The organism is Micromonospora sp. NPDC048909, from assembly GCF_040649635.1.
Classification (GTDB): domain Bacteria; phylum Actinomycetota; class Actinomycetes; order Mycobacteriales; family Micromonosporaceae; genus Micromonospora.
Window position 1 is genome coordinate 211239 of the sequence record NZ_JBEZFU010000004.1, and the last position, 14500, is coordinate 225738.

Genomic DNA, 14500 nt, shown 5'->3' on the forward strand with positions numbered 1-14500 from the left:
GTGGGCGACGGCATCAGCGCTTAGGGTGACGTCGCCCCCGGGAAGGAGATGTCATGACCGCGGCGCCGATCCTGCCCGAGCGGCACGAGTGGACGGTCGACGACCTCGGTGAGCTGCCGAAGGACCTTCCGTACGAACTGATCAACGGAAGGTTGATCGTGCCGTCGCCGACTGCCGTGCACCAAGAGCTTTGTGTGGAGCTGCTGCTGGCGCTCCGGGTCAACTGTGCGCCGGAATACCTGGTGAGCATGGACCTGTCCATGCGGGTCGACCGCCGCAACGAGCCGCGTCCCGATGTCGTGGTCATCCGTCGCAAGCATGCCGGATCCTCGCCCGTCCCGGTCGAGGACGCGCTGCTCGCCGTCGAGGTGGTCTCGCCGACCTCCACCTTCCGCGACCTGTACGACAAGGCGAAGCTCTACGCCCACGCCGGCGTCCGCTCCTACTGGGTGCTGGATCCGCTACAGGAACGGATCACGCTGACCGAGTACGTTCTCGGCGCGAACCGCGAGTACGAGCAGGTCGCCCACACCGAGGACCTGTTCGTCACCGAGCGGCCGTGGAAGGTCTCCGTCGATCTGCCGGCGCTGACGGCGCGGAAGAACGACCTGCTGACTCCCGACGGGGAGTGATCGGGTAGGACTGTGCACATGGCTCTGCATGTGCGTGGTGTGCTGCTCCCCGACGACGAGGTCCGGGATCTCTGGCTGGTCGGCGACCGGGTGACCTTCGAGCCGGTGCCCGGTGCGCAGACCGTCGCCGACGGCGGCTTCGTGCTCCCCGGGCTGACCGACGCGCACTGCCACATCGGCATCGCCCGGGGCGGCGCGCCGATCACCTCCCTCGACCAGGCCCGCGAACTGGCCCGCACCGACCGGGACGCGGGGGTGCTCGCCATCCGCGACGCCGGCTCGCCGTACCCGTACCCGGAACTCGAGGACGAGCCGGACCTGCCGCGGCTGGCCCGGGCCGGGCGGCACGTCGCCCCGCCGAAGCGCTACCTGCGTGACATCGGGGTGGAGGTCGGCGCCGCCGAGGTGGCCGCCACGGTGGCCGAGCAGGCCCGGGCCGGCAACGGCTGGGTGAAGCTGGTCGGCGACTGGATCGACCGGGGCGTCGGCGACCTCGCGCCGGCCTGGGACGCCGACACCATGACCGCGGCGGTCGAGGCCGCGCACGCCGCCGGGGTGCGCGCCGCGGTGCACACCTTCTCCGAGTCCGCCGTGGAGATCATGGTGCGGGCCGGGGTGGACTCGGTGGAGCACGGCACCGGGCTCAGCCTCGACCTGATCGACCTGATGGCCCGGCAGGGCACCGCCCTGATCCCCACGATGATCAATATCCAGACCTTCGGCGGGATCGCCGATCAGGCCCGGGCGAAGTTTCCCGGCTACGCCGACCACATGGTCGCCCTGCGCGACCGCTTCCCCGAGGTGGTCCGGTCGGCGTACGAGGCGGGCGTGCCGATCTATGTGGGCACCGATGCCGGCGGGGGCATCGCGCACGGGCTGGCCGCCGAGGAGATGCTGCTGCTGCACGAGCAGGCCGGCATGTCCCCGGTGGACGTGCTCGCCGCCGCCTCCTGGCGGGCCCGGGAGTGGCTCGGCTTCTCCGGCCTGGTCGAGGGCGGCCTCGCCGACCTCGTGGTCTATCCCGAGGACCCGCGCGCCGACCTACGGGTGGTCCGCACCCCGTCGAGAATCATCCTGCGCGGCCAGGTCCTCCGCTGACCCGCCCCGGCGGCCCTTCGCCCGTTGATCATGAGGTTGTTGCCCGCCACCATGGCGTGTCGCGCCAACAACTTCATGATCAGCCCCTGTCGGCGGGGTGTGGGGTGGGTGGGCGGGGTCAGCGGGCGTCGATGACGTACTGGGCCTCCACCCAGAAGCGGCCGCCGTCGGTGCCGCCGAAGGCCAGCTCGTGACGGCCCGGCGTCAGCGGCGGGACCAGCGCCCACAGGCCCCAGCAGGAGACCGGAACGGGCCACGGCCAGGTGGTGACGATGTTGTTGAAGAAGCCGCGTACCGGGAACGGCTCGGCCGAACCCGCGGGCGTCAGGGCCACCGGCACCCCGTCGACCTGTGCGTGGCCGGTCGCCCCCGGGGTGGGCTGCGCCGGGCCGGCGCCCCGGCCCACCTGCCACCACGAGAAGGCGGGGAAGAAGAGCGGTCGCCCGGCCGGCAGCACGCACTGTCGCTGCACCGTGCCGCCGTAGCTGCCCGCGAGGAACCAGACGTCCGCCGGCTGGTGGTGCCCGGCGTGGCGGCCGTACTTGTCGGCGATCGGGTCGGCCGGCCGGCGGTGCGCGGCCACCCAGCGCACCCACCTGGCGGCCAGGTCGGCGAGCGCGGGCTGGTCCTGCGGGGGTGGCGCAGCCGCTCCGGGCTGCGGATCGGGGATGGACATGACGGCAGATGCTACTGATGTCGCGCCCGATCGCGCTGTCCCCGGGGCCGGCGCATAGGATGTGCGGTCATGGCACGCGTGCTCACTCCCCGTGCGGAGGACTTTCCCCGCTGGTACCAGGACCTGATCGCCAAGGCGAAGCTGGCCGACAACGGCCCGGTCCGCGGGACCATGGTCATCCGACCGGCCGGCTACGCCATCTGGGAGCGGATGCAGGCCGAGATGGACGCCCGGATCAAGGCGGCCGGGGCGGAGAACGCGTACTTCCCGCTCTTCATCCCCGAGAGCTACCTCAAGCGCGAGGCGCAGCACGTCGAGGGCTTCTCGCCGGAGCTGGCGGTGGTCACCCACGGTGGCGGCAAGCAGCTCGCCGAGCCGGTCGTGGTGCGCCCCACCAGCGAGACGGTCATCGGCGAGTTCATGGCCAAGTGGATCGACTCCTACCGGGACCTGCCGCTGCTGCTCAACCAGTGGGCGAACGTGGTCCGCTGGGAGCTGCGCCCGCGGATCTTCCTGCGCACCAGTGAGTTCCTCTGGCAGGAGGGGCACACCGCGCACGCCACCCGCGAGGATGCCCGCGCCTACGCCCGGCGGATCCTGCACGAGGCGTACGAGGACCTGATGGTCACCGTGCTCGGCATTCCGGTGGTGGTGGGCCTGAAGACGGCTCGCGAGCGGTTCGCCGGCGCGACCGCGACCTACACCTGCGAAGGCATGATGGGCGACGGCAAGGCGCTCCAGCTCGGCACCAGCCACGAGCTGGGGCAGAACTTCGCCAAGGCCTTCGACATCAGCTACTCCTCCGCCGAGGGCGGCCGGGAGCACGCCTGGACCACCTCCTGGGGCACCTCGACCCGGATGCTCGGCGGCCTGATCATGGCTCACGGCGACGACAACGGCCTGCGGGTGCCGCCGAAGCTGGCCCCGATCCAGGCGTACGTGATGATCGTCAAGGACGGCGAGGGCGTCGGCGAGGCGGCGGCCAAGCTGCGCGACGGCCTGCGCGACGCCGGCGTCCGGGTCACGCTCGACGACCGGACCGACACCGCGTTCGGCCGCCGGGCCGTCGACGCCGAGCTGCGTGGTTATCCGGTACGCGTCGAGGTCGGTCCCCGCGATCTGGCCGCCGGCAACGCGGTGGTGGTGCGGCGTACCGACGGGTCGAAGACCCCCACGCCGGTCGCCGACGTGGTCGGCGCGGTGCTCGCCGCCCTCGACGCCGACCAGCAGAAGCTGCACGACCAGGCGCTGGCCAACCGTGAGTCGCGGACCGTCGAGGTGGCCACCCTGGCCGAGGCGATCGAGGCCGCCGCGACCGGCTGGGCCCGGGTGCCGTGGTCGGCGGTGGGCGTCGCGGGGGAGGCCGAGGCGAACGGCCAGGGCGTCACCGTGCGCTGCCTGCTGCGGGCCGACGGCTCGGTGCCCGACTCGGAGGACGAGCCGGACCTGGTCGCCATCCTGGCCCGCGCGTACTGAGGTGCGCCCGGGCGATCCCGCCGGACGATTCGCGCCGGGTCGGCTGATCCTGCACCGCAACGTGCGGCGCGGCCGGATCGGTTGGGTCCGGCCGGGCCGGGTGGTCAGCGACGACGAGCGTGGCCTGCTGATCTGGGTCGCCCGGAACTCGCCGGTGGCCAGCGAGGTCACCGAGGCCGGCCTGGGCATGCGGGCGATACCGTTCGCCGAGTGGATCACCTCGTCCTACCGGTTGGCTCCGGGCCGATGGGCCGGGCCGGGGTTGTTGAAGTTCCTACCCACCGGCGCGGCCCACTCGGTCTGGTGGTTCTGGGACGCCGAGGGGCGATTCACCCACTGGTACGTGAACCTGGAGGAGCCGGGCGTCCGCTGGGACGACGGTGACCTGGCCGGGGTGGACATGGTCGACCAGGACCTGGACGTGGTCGTCCAACCGGACCGCAGTTGGCAGTGGAAGGACGAGGAGGAGTTCGTCGAGCGGCTGGGGCACCCGGACGACTACTGGGTGGCCGACGAGGCGGCGGTCCGCAGCGAGGGCAAGCGGGTGATCGCGCTCGCCGAGGCCGGCGAGTTCCCGTTCGACGGCACCTGGTGCGACTTCACCCCGCCGGCCGAGTGGACGATTCCGGTGGGGCTGCCGACCGGCTGGGACCGGCCGCCGGTCCGCTGACACCCTCTTTTCCCGCCCGGGGGCGTCCCCCGGATGTGCGTCCTGTCACCGACCAAGGGCGGCGCGGGCGGGTTCTCCGCCTCCGGTGTGAGAGATCGGCATCGGATCTGGCAGAATGGGTCGCTGGTATCCGGCGCGCGTCCGGCGCCCTCTAACCCGGGCGCGTCGCCAGTCCACCGAGCAGTCTCCGGCCCAACCCCACTGTGCCGGTCGGCGCTCACCCATGCACACCGCCCTCCCGGGCCGGTGAGATCGCAACAGGAGCGAAACAACTGTGGCCGTAAAGATCCGGCTCCTGCGGATGGGTAAAATCCGCAACCCGCAGTACCGCATCGTCGTCGCCGACTCGCGCACCAAGCGCGACGGCCGGGCGATCGAGTTCGTCGGGATCTACCAGCCGAAGGAAGACCCTTCGGTCATCGAGGTCAAGTCGGAGCGGGTCCAGTACTGGCTGTCCGTCGGCGCTCAGCCGAGCGAGGCGGTGCAGCGGCTGCTGGAGCTGACCGGTGACTGGCAGAAGTTCAAGGGCCTGCCGGCCCCGCCGCCGCTGAAGGTCGCCCCCGAGCGCGCCGACCGCACCGCGGCCTACGAGGCCGAGGCGAAGGCCGCGGCCGGGCTGGCCCCGGAGACCCCGGCCAAGCCGGCCAAGAAGGCCGCCAAGGCTGCCGAGGCCCCGGCCGAGACGCCGAAGACCGAGGCCCCGGCCGAGGCTCCGGCCGCTGTCGCCGACGCCGGTGAGCAGGCCTGACATGCCTCTGCGTCCGGCGTTGGAGCACCTGGTCAAGGGCATCGTCGACCACCCGGACGACGTCCGGGTGCGGATGGTCGATTCCCGTCGGGGCAAGCGGCTGGAAGTCCGCGTGCACCCCGAGGACCTCGGCACGGTGATCGGGCGGTCCGGCCGGACCGCCAAGGCACTGCGCCAGGTGATCGGCTCCATCGGTGGGCGCGGCGTACGCGTCGACATCGTCGACTCGTACTGATGCAGCTCATCGTCGGCAGGATCGGCAAGCCGCACGGCATCCGCGGTGAGGTCACCGTGGAAGTGCGGACCGACGAACCCGAGGCGCGGTTCGCCCCTGGTTCGGTGCTGCGCACCGAGCCAGGGGCGAAGCCCAGGGCCGAGCCCACGGTCGAGCCGGGGGCCGAACCGGGCGTGCCGTTCCGGGTTCCGGCCGAGCTGACGGTGGAGACCGCCCGCTGGCACCAGGGTCGGCTGCTGGTGGTGTTCGACGGCGTGCTGGACCGCAACGTCGCCGAGGAGTTGCGCGGCACCCTGCTGGCCGTGGACAGCGCCGACGTGGCCCCGCCGGAGGACCCGGAGGAGTTCCACGACCACCAGCTGGTGGGGCTCTCCGTGGTGAACCGGGACGGCGAGCGGCTGGGCGAGGTGGCCCGGATCGACCACGCACCCGCCTCCGACATGCTGGTGCTGCGCCGTCCCCAGGGGACGACGGCCCTCATCCCGTTCGTCCGGGCGATCGTTCCCGAGGTCGACCTCGCCGGCGGACGCGTGGTCGTCGACCCGCCCGGCGGCCTGCTCGATCTGTAGCGCGCCCGTAGACCGCTGGAGCACCCCCGCATGCGCGTCGACATCGTGTCGATCTTCCCGGAATACTTCGCCCCGCTGGAGCTGTCGCTGATCGGCCGGGCCCGGGCCAACGGCACGCTGCGGCTGGCCGTACACGATCTGCGGACCTGGACCCACGACGTGCACCGCACGGTCGACGACACCCCCTACGGCGGTGGGCCGGGCATGGTGATGCGACCCGAGCCGTGGGGTGAGGCGTTGGACGCCCTCGCGCCGCCGGAGGCGACCCCGCCCCGGCTGCTGGTGCCCTCCCCGGTGGGGGTCCCGTTCACCCAGGCGCTGGCGTACGAGCTCGCGGCCGAGCAGCACCTGCTCTTCGCCTGCGGCCGTTACGAGGGCATCGACCAGCGGGTGCTGGAGCACGCGGCTACCCGGATGCCGGTCACCGAGGTCTCCCTCGGCGACTATGTGCTGTTCGGCGGCGAGGTCGCGGTGCTGGTGATGCTGGAGGCGGTCACCCGGCTGCTGCCCGGCGTGCTCGGCAACGCGGGCTCGCTGGACGAGGAGTCGCACGCCCACGGGCTGCTGGAGGCGCCGGTCTACACCAAGCCACCGAGCTGGCGGGGGCACGAGGTGCCCGAGGTGCTCCGCTCCGGAGACCACGGGCGGATCGCCCGGTGGCGGCGGGAGGAGGGGCTGCTCCGGACCGCCGTCCGCCGCCCGGACCTGCTCGCCGCGCTGGACCCGGAACGGCTGGACAAACGGGACATCGCCGCGTTGGACCGGGCCGGATTTCAGCTGCCACCGGGGGATGTGGCAAAGTAGAGGGGTTGCCGCAGTCGGCCGCGCCCGTGGGCGGCTGCGAGGATCCTCGACCGGGGTCGGCCCGTCCGACCGCCACCCGGGGATCAGAATCACCCATCCGCGCATCGACTGACGATGCGCCGTGAGCCTTACGAGGACGCAGCGATGAACATCCTGGACGCCCTTGACGCCCAGTCGAAGCGGGTCGACCTTCCCGACTTCCGCGCCGGTGACACCGTGAAGGTGCACGCGCGAGTCGTCGAGGGCAACCGGTCCCGTGTGCAGATCTTCCAGGGCGTCGTCATCCGCCGCCAGGGTGACGGGCTGCGCGAGACCTTCACCGTCCGCAAGATCAGCTTCGGTGTCGGCGTCGAGCGGACCTACCCGCTCAACGGCCCGGGCATCGACCGGATCGAGATCGTGACCCGCGGTGACGTTCGTCGCGCCAAGCTCTACTACCTGCGTGAGCTGCGCGGCAAGAAGGCCAAGATCAAGGAGAAGCGGGAGAAGCAGCCCAGCTGACTTCCCGCTCGCCACGCCGCCTGAGCTGCGCATATGCCGTACCGACCGGTCCGCACTACCCTGGTCGGCACGGGCGCAGCCTGGCACTCACCCCGCGACGCCGCGGGGAGCTGTCCACCGCCGCCCGGGGGGCCTCACCGAGGCTCCCGGGCGGCGGTGTCGTTTCTGCTGATCGGGGAGTGGCGTGGCGCAGACGGTTGACGAGGACGGCACCGTCGACCCGTGGCGCCGGCGGGCGCGCCGCAACCGCCGGCAGATGCCGCTCTGGCAGGAGCTTCCGCTGCTGCTGGTGGTCGCGTTCTGCCTCGCCGTACTGATCCGCACCTTCCTGCTCCAGGCGTTCTTCATCCCGTCCGGCTCGATGGAGGACACCCTCCTCGTCGGCGACCGGGTACTGGTCAACAAGGTCGTCTACGACGTACGGGATCCGGTGCGCGGCGAGGTGGTGGTCTTCCGGGGCACCGACCGGTGGGCGCCCCAGGTCGACGAGGAGCCCGAGCCGGGCTTCGTGGGCAAGCTCGGCCGGACCGTCGGTGACCTGGTCGGGGTGAGCCGCCCCGGCGAGAAGGACTTCATCAAGCGGGTGATCGGCCTGCCCGGCGACCGGGTGAAGTGCTGCGACGAGCAGGGCCGGGTGACCGTCAACGGCACGCCGCTGGACGAGCCGTACGTGCTGGAGAACTCCCCCCTCGACGTCCCGCCGAACCCCCGGGAGTGCCGCTCACGCCGCTTCGACGAGGTGGTGGTCCCGCCCGGTCAGATCTTCGTGATGGGTGACCACCGGCTGGTCTCCCAGGACGCCCGCTGTCAGGGGCCGGTGCCGATCGACAACGTGGTCGGCCGGGCCTTCACGGTGGTCTGGCCGTCGTCACGGTGGAGCTCGCTACCGGTGCCGGAGACCTTCGACAACGTCTCCGGACCGGGCGTCGCGGCACCGGCCGCCCCGGCCCCGGCCAGACCGACCCCGGAGGGTGGCGTGCTGCTTCTCCTGCCGCTCACGGCCGCGCTGGCCCGTTCTCGCGCGTTCCGGACGGTGACGTCCAGCCGGGCAACGTAGGCTCCTTGGCGTGATTGACGAGCAGACCGACAAACCGCGTAGCTCCTTCTGGAAGGAGCTGCCGATCCTGCTGGGTGTGGCGATCCTGGTCGCGGTGCTGGTGCGCGCCTTCGTCCTGCAGACCTTCTTCATCCCCTCCCCGTCGATGGAGAACACCCTCCAGATCGACGATCGGGTGCTGGTCAACAAGCTGGTCTACGATTTCCGGTCGCCGCACCGCGGCGAGGTCGTCGTCTTCAAGGCGCCGACCGAGTGGAGCGGCAACCCCGACGGCGAGGACTTCATCAAGCGGGTGATCGGCGTCGGCGGCGACCACGTGGTCTGCTGCGACCCGCAGGAGCGGTTGGTGATCAACGGACAGCCGCTCGACGAGCCGTACATCTTCTCCATGGACGGCGTGCGGGACAAGCCGGCCGACCAGGAGTTCGACATCACCGTGCCGAAGGGGCGGCTCTGGGTGATGGGCGACCACCGCTCGGCCTCCGGCGACTCGCTGGAGCACTGGCAGCAGTCCGGGCAGAACATCACCAGCGCCACCATTGACGTGGACGAGGTGGTGGGGCGGGCCTTCACCGTCTTCTGGCCGGTGAGTCGGGCCACCTGGCTGAGCGTGCCGGAACAGTACGACGGCATCCCGAACCCCTAGCGGCGCCGGGCGGGCGTGGGCGATCGGCGCCCGGTCTGGCAGGCTGGTGCGGTGAACGTGAGCGCGAGGAGTGAGCTTGCGAGCCCCGCAGTCGCGAGCAACAGCGACGCCGTGAGCGCGAGGAGTGAGCTTGCGAGCCCCGACGCCGTGAGCGACGGCGACCGTGCCTTTACCCCTCGACGCGCGGCGCGGGTGCTGCTCGTCGACGCGGACCGCCGGGTGCTGCTCTTCGCCGGGTTCGACCCGGCTCGTCCCGAGCACCGCTACTGGTTCACTCCGGGTGGCGGGCTGGATCCGGGTGAGTCGTCGGCCGCCGGTGCGGCCCGGGAGCTGGCCGAGGAGACCGGGCTGCGGCTGGCCCCCGCCGAGCTGGGTGAGCCGGTCTGGCGGGAGACGGTCGAGTACCCGTTCGACGGCGTGTGGTACCGGCAGGAGCAGGAGTTCTTCCTGGTCCGGGTGCCGTTCTGGGAGGTGGACACCGCGGGCTTCGACGACGTCGAACAGGCCAGTGTCACCGGCCACCGCTGGTGGCCGGCCGCCGAGCTGGCGGCGAGCGGCGAGCGCTACTACCCCGTCGACCTGCCCGCCGTGCTGGCCCGGGCGCTGCCCGCCGCCGGTGGTCCGGCCGCCGAGGGCCCGGCTGGCGTGGCCGGCGAGGGAGGTGCCGGGTGCTGACCCCGCCGCGCACCGTCGTGCGCCGGGAGGCCGGGCTCTACGCGCTGGAGCGGGCGTTGCAGCGGCGCGGGTTCCGGAACGTCGCCGGCGCCGACGAGGCCGGTCGGGGCGCCTGCGCCGGGCCGCTGGTCGCCGCCGCCGCGGTGCTGCCCGAGGGGCGGCGCGGGGAGATCGAGGGGCTCGCCGACTCCAAGCTGCTCACCCCGGCCAGCCGGGAGCGGATCTACGACGAGGTGGTCGACCGGGCCCTGGCGTACGCCGTGGTGGTGATCCCGGCCGAGGAGGTCGACGCGCGGGGGCTGCACGTCTGCAACCTCGCCGCGATGCGCCGGGCGTTGGCCTCGCTTGACACCCGGCCGGACTACGTGCTCACCGACGGCTTCGGCGTGGACGGGCTGGACGTGCCCGGTCTGGCGGTCTGGAAGGGCGACCGGGTGGCCGCCTGCGTGGCGGCGGCCAGCGTGCTGGCCAAGGTCACCCGGGACCGGCTCATGGTCGAGCTGGACGGGACGTTCCCGGCGTACGGCTTCGCCGAGCACAAGGGCTACATCACGCCCGAGCACACCGCCGCGCTGCGGGAGCACGGGCCGTGTCGGGAGCACCGGTTCTCGTACGTGAACGTGGCCAGTGTGTCGGGCCGTGACGGCCGGCCACCGCGGTCCCGTCGGCCCGTCCTGGCGGCCGGTCGGGCACCCGCCGGAGACGCCCCGGAGACGCTCTTCGGGGACGGCTCGGCGGGGCACTTCGGCGACGGCCCGACCGGGTCGCCCGGTGGCCCGGACGAGCCGATGGAGCGCTCTTGCGCGCCAGGGAGTACCGTCGGCGTGGCGTTGGGCGAGCAGCCTCGGCCGCCGCTGCCGGTGGGGGAAGATGTGGTCATGGAAGGCGGAGAGCGATGAGCGCGGAAGATCTCGAGAAGTACGAGACCGAGATGGAGCTGCAGCTCTACCGGGAGTACCGCGACATTGTCCGCCAATTCTCCTACGTGGTGGAGACCGAGCGCCGCTTCTACCTGGCAAACCAGGTCGACCTGCACGTACGCAACTCCGACGGCGAGGTCTACTTCGAGGTCGAGATGCACGACGCCTGGGTGTGGGACATGTACCGTCCTGCCCGGTTCGTGAAGAACGTCCGAGTGATGACCTTCAAGGACGTCAACGTCGAGGAGCTGGAGAAGCCCGACATCTCACTCCCCGCCGACTCCGGCTTCGGCGGCTGACGGCCGCTTCGCCCCGGCGGTCGCGCCGGCCCACCACCGCGTCGGCGGCCCCACCCGCCCACGGTCTCCGGCCGCTCGCCAGCACACCGGCGGCGCGCGTGCCGCCACCCGTCACTCCGCAATGACGGCCACCTCGACCCGCTGGACCAGGTTGTTGGCGAAGCCGCCCCGGTTCCACGGCTGCTCGACCGGCTGGGTGCGGCCCGACGCGTCGGTCGCCCGCGCACCGAGGACGTACCGGCCCGGCCGCGCGTCCCACTCGTAGCGCCAGCGCCGCCAGGAGAACTCCCCGCCGGCCGGCTCGTCCAGAATGGCCGGTGCCCAGCTGACGCCGCCGTCCGTGGTCACCTCGACCGAGACGATCGGGGCGTGACCCGACCAGGCTCGACCGTCCACCGTGCACTGTCCGGGCCGGACCACCCGCGACCGGGACATGAAGTCGGGGAAGCCGGGCGGCCGGACCAGCGCGCGCGGCTCGATCCGGGTCACCGGCACGCCCGGGTCGTCGGCGTCCTGCCGCACCCGGTACGCGACCGCGTTCTGGTAGCCCTGGAAGGGCTCGGTGACCACGCTGATCGAGCGGAGCCACTTGACGTGCGCCATCCCGTACCAACCGGGCACGATCAGCCGCAGCGGGGCGCCGTGCTGCGGCAGCAGGGGCGCGCCGTTCATCTCGTACGCCAGCAGCACCTCCTCGCGCAGCGCGTCGGCGACCGGCAGCGCCCGCTGGTAGTCCTGCTCGACCCCACGCTCGACGCCGTGGTCGGCCCCGGTGAAGACCACGTCGACCGCCTCGGGGGCGATGCCGGCCTCGCGCAGCAGCGGGGCCAGCGGGGTCCCGGTCCACTCCGCGTTCCCCACCGCCTCCACCAACCAGGGCTGGCTCACCGGACGCGGGTGCAGCAGCGCCCGGCCGTTGCCGGCGCACTCCAGCGTGACCCGCCGGGTGACGCGGGGCCGCTCTCGCAGCTCGGCCAGGCCGAAGGTGCGGGGCCGGTCCACCGCGCCGTCGACGGTCAGCGCGTGCGTCTCCGGGTCCAGCTCTGGGATGTCGTAGTGGATCAACAGGTAGTGCAGCCCGGCGGGGGTGACGTCGTAGCGCAGCGCCTCCAGTGGAATGCCGTGGTTGCGTGCGGCCAGGCCCAGCTCCTCGGCGCTGATCCCCTCGTCGGGCTCGGCAAGCCGGGAGGGCCTGCTCACCTCGGTCACGGCCGGTCGGCTCAGGTCGTCCACGGTCGTCATGGTGATCTCCCCGGTCCCGACGGCGGCGGCGCCACCGTGCCCGCCGTCCAGCCTAGGGTGTGCCGCCCGGGCGGGGCAGTGGGCCACCCGCCCGGCTCCGCGGATGGGCGCGAGGTGGGCCCCGTCCCCGCCCGATGGCGGCGGCCGACCGTGCCGGGCGCGCCCGCACGGCGGCGCCGGTTGGCTGTGCGGGACGCGCGGGTTCGGGGTAGCGGCCGGCTGTGCGGGGGCGCGCCGGCCCGGCGGTATCCGAGCCAGGCGCGGTGGCCGCGGTGGTGAACCACCGCTTAGCAGATCAACCGGCCGTGCGGCGACTGTCCACAGGGCACCCCGTCATCCACAGCCGGCGATCGGCGTCGTGGCGCGGGTCGGTGTCGCCCGGCAGGCTGCCCGTCATGCGACCGCCACCGAGCGACATCCGCCGTACCCTGCTGCTCTGCGCTGTCCTACCGGTCTGGCTCGCGGTCCAGCTCTGCGTGGCGGTGTTTCTCGCCGCGTTGCCGGCCGCCGCCGGCTCGGGCCGGTCCGCCGGGCCGAGCGAGGCCGCTCGGGAGCCGGTGCCAGCCGGGGCCCGGGGCGTGGCCGGTCGGTTCCGCTGGCCGGTCGATGGTGTGCCGCGACCGGTGCGCCCTTTCGATCCGCCGCCACAGCGGTGGCTGCCCGGGCACCGGGGCGTCGACCTGGCCGCCGCGGCGGGCAGCACGGTCCGCGCCGCCGGGCCCGGCACCGTGCTCTTCGCCGGCCCGGTGGCCGGACGGCCGGTGGTCACCGTCGGGCACGCCAACGGGCTGCGCACCACCTACGAGCCGGTGGACCCGGCGGTCGCCGCCGGGGCGTCGGTCCGCGCCGGCACCCCGCTGGGTCTCCTGCTCGCCGGCCATCCGGGCTGCCCGGCCGCCGCCTGCCTGCACTGGGGGCTGCGCCGCGGCGAGCAGTACCTGGACCCGCTGACGCTGCTGGGGCTCGGCCCGGTCCGGTTGCTGCCGGTCGACGGCCCGACCCCGGACCCCGCCGTGGCCGCTCCGGCCGCCGCTCGTCGGGGCGTCGTGGCGGTCCGCCGGTCGGTCAGCGCTGGGCGAGCAGCGGAGGCAGCCGCACCGCGAGCCGCTCGTACTCGTCCGGGGCGTTGTAGACCTGCCCGCAGAGGCGGAGCCACCCCCGGCCGTTCCACGTCATCACCGCCACCTCGGTGGCGAGCCGCTCGGCGATCCGCTGCTGCAACCCCCGCGCCCCGTCGATGGTCGCGGCCAGACCGGGCGGCAGCGGGATGATCCGCATGGCGACCTCGGGTCCGCCGGGGTCGGGCAGGTCGGCCGGCGCCACGCCGAGCGCGTCGCCCACCACCCGCTGGCCGTACGCCGCCAGCGCGGCGTTGTGCGCCCGAACCCGGTCGACGCCGAGGCTGCGCAGGGTGAACAGCCCTGCCGGGGCGGCCAGCCAGGATGTGTAGTCGAGGGTTGCCTGCCACTCCACCCGGGCCGGAAAGCCGGCGTCCTGTTCCCAGGAGACCACCAGCGGCTCGATCCGGTCCCGCCACGACGGCGCCACCACCAGTGCGGCGGTGCCGCGCGGCGCGTACCCCCATTTGTGCAGGTTGCCCACCCAGAAGTCGGCGCCGACGCTCGCCACGGTGGTGGGCAGCATGCCGGGCACGTGCGCCGCGTCGACCAGGACCGGCACCCCGTGCTCGTGGGCCACACCGACGATGGCGGCGGCGGGAAAGACCTTGGCGGTGGCGGAGGTGAGCTGGTCGATGACGAGCAGCCGGGTGCGGCCCGGGCGCAGCCCGGCCCGGATCGTCTCCACGATCTCCTCGGCGGTGGCGGCCAGCGGCACCGGCAGCACCCGGCTCTCGGCCCCGGTGCGGCGGCACTCCCGCTGAATGGAGAAGCTGACCGCGCCGTAGCCGTGGTCGGTGCTGAGCACCTCGTCGCCGGGGCGCAGGCCCAGCGACTGGAGCACCACCGCGACCCCGGTGGTCGCATTGGCGACCAGCGCGGTGCCGTCGGGGTCCGCGCCGAGGAAGGTGGCCAGGTGCCGGCGGGTGTGCGCGACCCGGTTGACCAGCCCCTGAGTGAAGAAGCGCAGCGGGTTGGCCTCCATCTCGTCGCGCAGCCGCTGCTGGGCCCGCTGGACGCCGAGCGGTACCGCGCCGAACGAGCCGTGGTTGAGGTGGCTGACCGCCGGGTCGAGGGAGAAGAGCAGGCGGGCACCCGGAATCGGCTCCGGTGGCTGCGGGACGCTCACGCGGT

17 protein-coding genes and 1 pseudogene are annotated in these 14500 nt (G+C 73.0%); 15 read left to right on the plus strand and 3 right to left on the minus strand.

Annotated features, from left to right (window positions below; translation table 11 throughout):
- Positions 1 to 53 precede the first annotated feature (53 nt).
- Positions 54 to 632: a Uma2 family endonuclease gene (locus AB0C04_RS13220; RefSeq protein ID WP_357052798.1), complete on the plus strand. Its 579-nt coding sequence runs from the start codon at positions 54 to 56 to the stop codon at positions 630 to 632.
- 18 nt (positions 633 to 650) lie between these two features.
- A complete protein-coding gene (locus AB0C04_RS13225; RefSeq protein WP_357052801.1) occupies positions 651 to 1730 on the plus strand; it encodes an amidohydrolase family protein in 1080 nt (359 codons plus the stop codon).
- A gap of 118 nt (positions 1731 to 1848) precedes the next feature.
- Here AB0C04_RS13225 and AB0C04_RS13230 read toward each other — a convergent pair whose 3' ends face one another.
- Complete coding sequence (locus AB0C04_RS13230) at positions 1849 to 2406, minus strand: hypothetical protein (protein ID WP_357052804.1); 558 nt, start codon at positions 2404 to 2406, stop codon at positions 1849 to 1851.
- Positions 2407 to 2475: 69 nt separating this feature from the next.
- Between AB0C04_RS13230 and proS the strand changes: the two genes are divergently transcribed.
- From proS to AB0C04_RS13290, 12 genes are all read left to right on the plus strand, one after another.
- On the plus strand, positions 2476 to 3882 hold the full coding sequence (proS, locus tag AB0C04_RS13235) for a proline--tRNA ligase (protein WP_357052807.1): 1407 nt from the start codon (positions 2476 to 2478) through the stop codon (positions 3880 to 3882).
- A gap of 1 nt (position 3883) precedes the next feature.
- Positions 3884 to 4552, plus strand: coding sequence for a DUF402 domain-containing protein (locus tag AB0C04_RS13240; protein WP_357052810.1), 669 nt, complete (start codon positions 3884 to 3886; stop codon positions 4550 to 4552).
- 274 nt (positions 4553 to 4826) lie between these two features.
- Positions 4827 to 5300, plus strand: coding sequence for a 30S ribosomal protein S16 (rpsP, locus tag AB0C04_RS13245; protein WP_357052814.1), 474 nt, complete (start codon positions 4827 to 4829; stop codon positions 5298 to 5300).
- 1 nt (position 5301) lies between these two features.
- Positions 5302 to 5535: an RNA-binding protein gene (locus AB0C04_RS13250; RefSeq protein ID WP_013284588.1), complete on the plus strand. Its 234-nt coding sequence runs from the start codon at positions 5302 to 5304 to the stop codon at positions 5533 to 5535.
- Positions 5535 to 6104 carry a ribosome maturation factor RimM gene (rimM, locus tag AB0C04_RS13255; RefSeq protein ID WP_357052817.1) on the plus strand — a complete coding sequence of 190 codons (570 nt, stop codon included), beginning with the start codon at positions 5535 to 5537 and terminating at the stop codon, positions 6102 to 6104. Before AB0C04_RS13250 ends, rimM begins: the two co-directional genes overlap by 1 nt.
- Before the next feature lie 30 nt (positions 6105 to 6134).
- A complete protein-coding gene (gene trmD, locus AB0C04_RS13260; RefSeq protein WP_357052820.1) occupies positions 6135 to 6908 on the plus strand; it encodes a tRNA (guanosine(37)-N1)-methyltransferase TrmD in 774 nt (257 codons plus the stop codon).
- Positions 6909 to 7052: 144 nt separating this feature from the next.
- Positions 7053 to 7409 carry a 50S ribosomal protein L19 gene (rplS, locus tag AB0C04_RS13265; RefSeq protein WP_350869958.1) on the plus strand — a complete coding sequence of 119 codons (357 nt, stop codon included), beginning with the start codon at positions 7053 to 7055 and terminating at the stop codon, positions 7407 to 7409.
- 184 nt (positions 7410 to 7593) lie between these two features.
- Positions 7594 to 8466: a signal peptidase I gene (lepB, locus tag AB0C04_RS13270; RefSeq protein ID WP_357052823.1), complete on the plus strand. Its 873-nt coding sequence runs from the start codon at positions 7594 to 7596 to the stop codon at positions 8464 to 8466.
- Between the two features lie 10 nt (positions 8467 to 8476).
- Positions 8477 to 9112: a signal peptidase I gene (gene lepB / locus AB0C04_RS13275; RefSeq protein ID WP_357052826.1), complete on the plus strand. Its 636-nt coding sequence runs from the start codon at positions 8477 to 8479 to the stop codon at positions 9110 to 9112.
- Positions 9113 to 9259: 147 nt separating this feature from the next.
- A complete protein-coding gene (locus tag AB0C04_RS13280; protein WP_357052829.1) occupies positions 9260 to 9787 on the plus strand; it encodes an NUDIX domain-containing protein in 528 nt (175 codons plus the stop codon).
- Positions 9781 to 10686 (plus strand): ribonuclease HII, encoded by a 906-nt coding sequence (locus AB0C04_RS13285; RefSeq protein ID WP_357052832.1) that lies wholly within the window; start codon positions 9781 to 9783, stop codon positions 10684 to 10686. Before AB0C04_RS13280 ends, AB0C04_RS13285 begins: the two co-directional genes overlap by 7 nt.
- Positions 10683 to 11006, plus strand: a complete 324-nt coding sequence (locus tag AB0C04_RS13290; RefSeq protein ID WP_007075222.1) for a DUF2469 domain-containing protein — start codon at positions 10683 to 10685, stop codon at positions 11004 to 11006. Before AB0C04_RS13285 ends, AB0C04_RS13290 begins: the two co-directional genes overlap by 4 nt.
- Positions 11007 to 11117: 111 nt before the next feature.
- Here AB0C04_RS13290 and AB0C04_RS13295 read toward each other — a convergent pair whose 3' ends face one another.
- Positions 11118 to 12248, minus strand: coding sequence for a sulfite oxidase (locus AB0C04_RS13295; protein ID WP_357052835.1), 1131 nt, complete (start codon positions 12246 to 12248; stop codon positions 11118 to 11120).
- A 590-nt stretch (positions 12249 to 12838) separates the two neighbouring features.
- Here AB0C04_RS13295 and AB0C04_RS13300 point away from each other — a divergent pair.
- Positions 12839 to 13243 (plus strand): annotated as a pseudogene (locus AB0C04_RS13300) (M23 family metallopeptidase); the annotation flags it as partial.
- Between the two features lie 70 nt (positions 13244 to 13313).
- Here the strand turns inward: AB0C04_RS13300 and AB0C04_RS13305 are convergent.
- Positions 13314 to 14495 carry an aminotransferase class V-fold PLP-dependent enzyme gene (locus AB0C04_RS13305; protein WP_357052838.1) on the minus strand — a complete coding sequence of 394 codons (1182 nt, stop codon included), beginning with the start codon at positions 14493 to 14495 and terminating at the stop codon, positions 13314 to 13316.
- Positions 14496 to 14500: the final 5 nt, after the last annotated feature.

Excerpts from the sequence above, each read along its gene's own strand:
- AB0C04_RS13220 (WP_357052798.1), top strand. The coding sequence starts at position 54 with ATGACCGCGGCGCCGATCCTGCCCGAGCGGCACGAGTGGACGGTCGAC.
- AB0C04_RS13225 (WP_357052801.1), top strand. The coding sequence starts at position 651 with ATGGCTCTGCATGTGCGTGGTGTGCTGCTCCCCGACGACGAGGTCCGG.
- AB0C04_RS13230 (WP_357052804.1), bottom strand. The coding sequence starts at position 2,406 with ATGTCCATCCCCGATCCGCAGCCCGGAGCGGCTGCGCCACCCCCGCAG.
- proS (WP_357052807.1), top strand. The coding sequence starts at position 2,476 with ATGGCACGCGTGCTCACTCCCCGTGCGGAGGACTTTCCCCGCTGGTAC.
- AB0C04_RS13250 (WP_013284588.1), top strand. The coding sequence starts at position 5,302 with ATGCCTCTGCGTCCGGCGTTGGAGCACCTGGTCAAGGGCATCGTCGAC.
- rimM (WP_357052817.1), top strand. The coding sequence starts at position 5,535 with ATGCAGCTCATCGTCGGCAGGATCGGCAAGCCGCACGGCATCCGCGGT.
- trmD (WP_357052820.1), top strand. The coding sequence starts at position 6,135 with ATGCGCGTCGACATCGTGTCGATCTTCCCGGAATACTTCGCCCCGCTG.
- rplS (WP_350869958.1), top strand. The coding sequence starts at position 7,053 with ATGAACATCCTGGACGCCCTTGACGCCCAGTCGAAGCGGGTCGACCTT.
- AB0C04_RS13290 (WP_007075222.1), top strand. The coding sequence starts at position 10,683 with ATGAGCGCGGAAGATCTCGAGAAGTACGAGACCGAGATGGAGCTGCAG.
- AB0C04_RS13295 (WP_357052835.1), bottom strand. The coding sequence starts at position 12,248 with ATGACGACCGTGGACGACCTGAGCCGACCGGCCGTGACCGAGGTGAGC.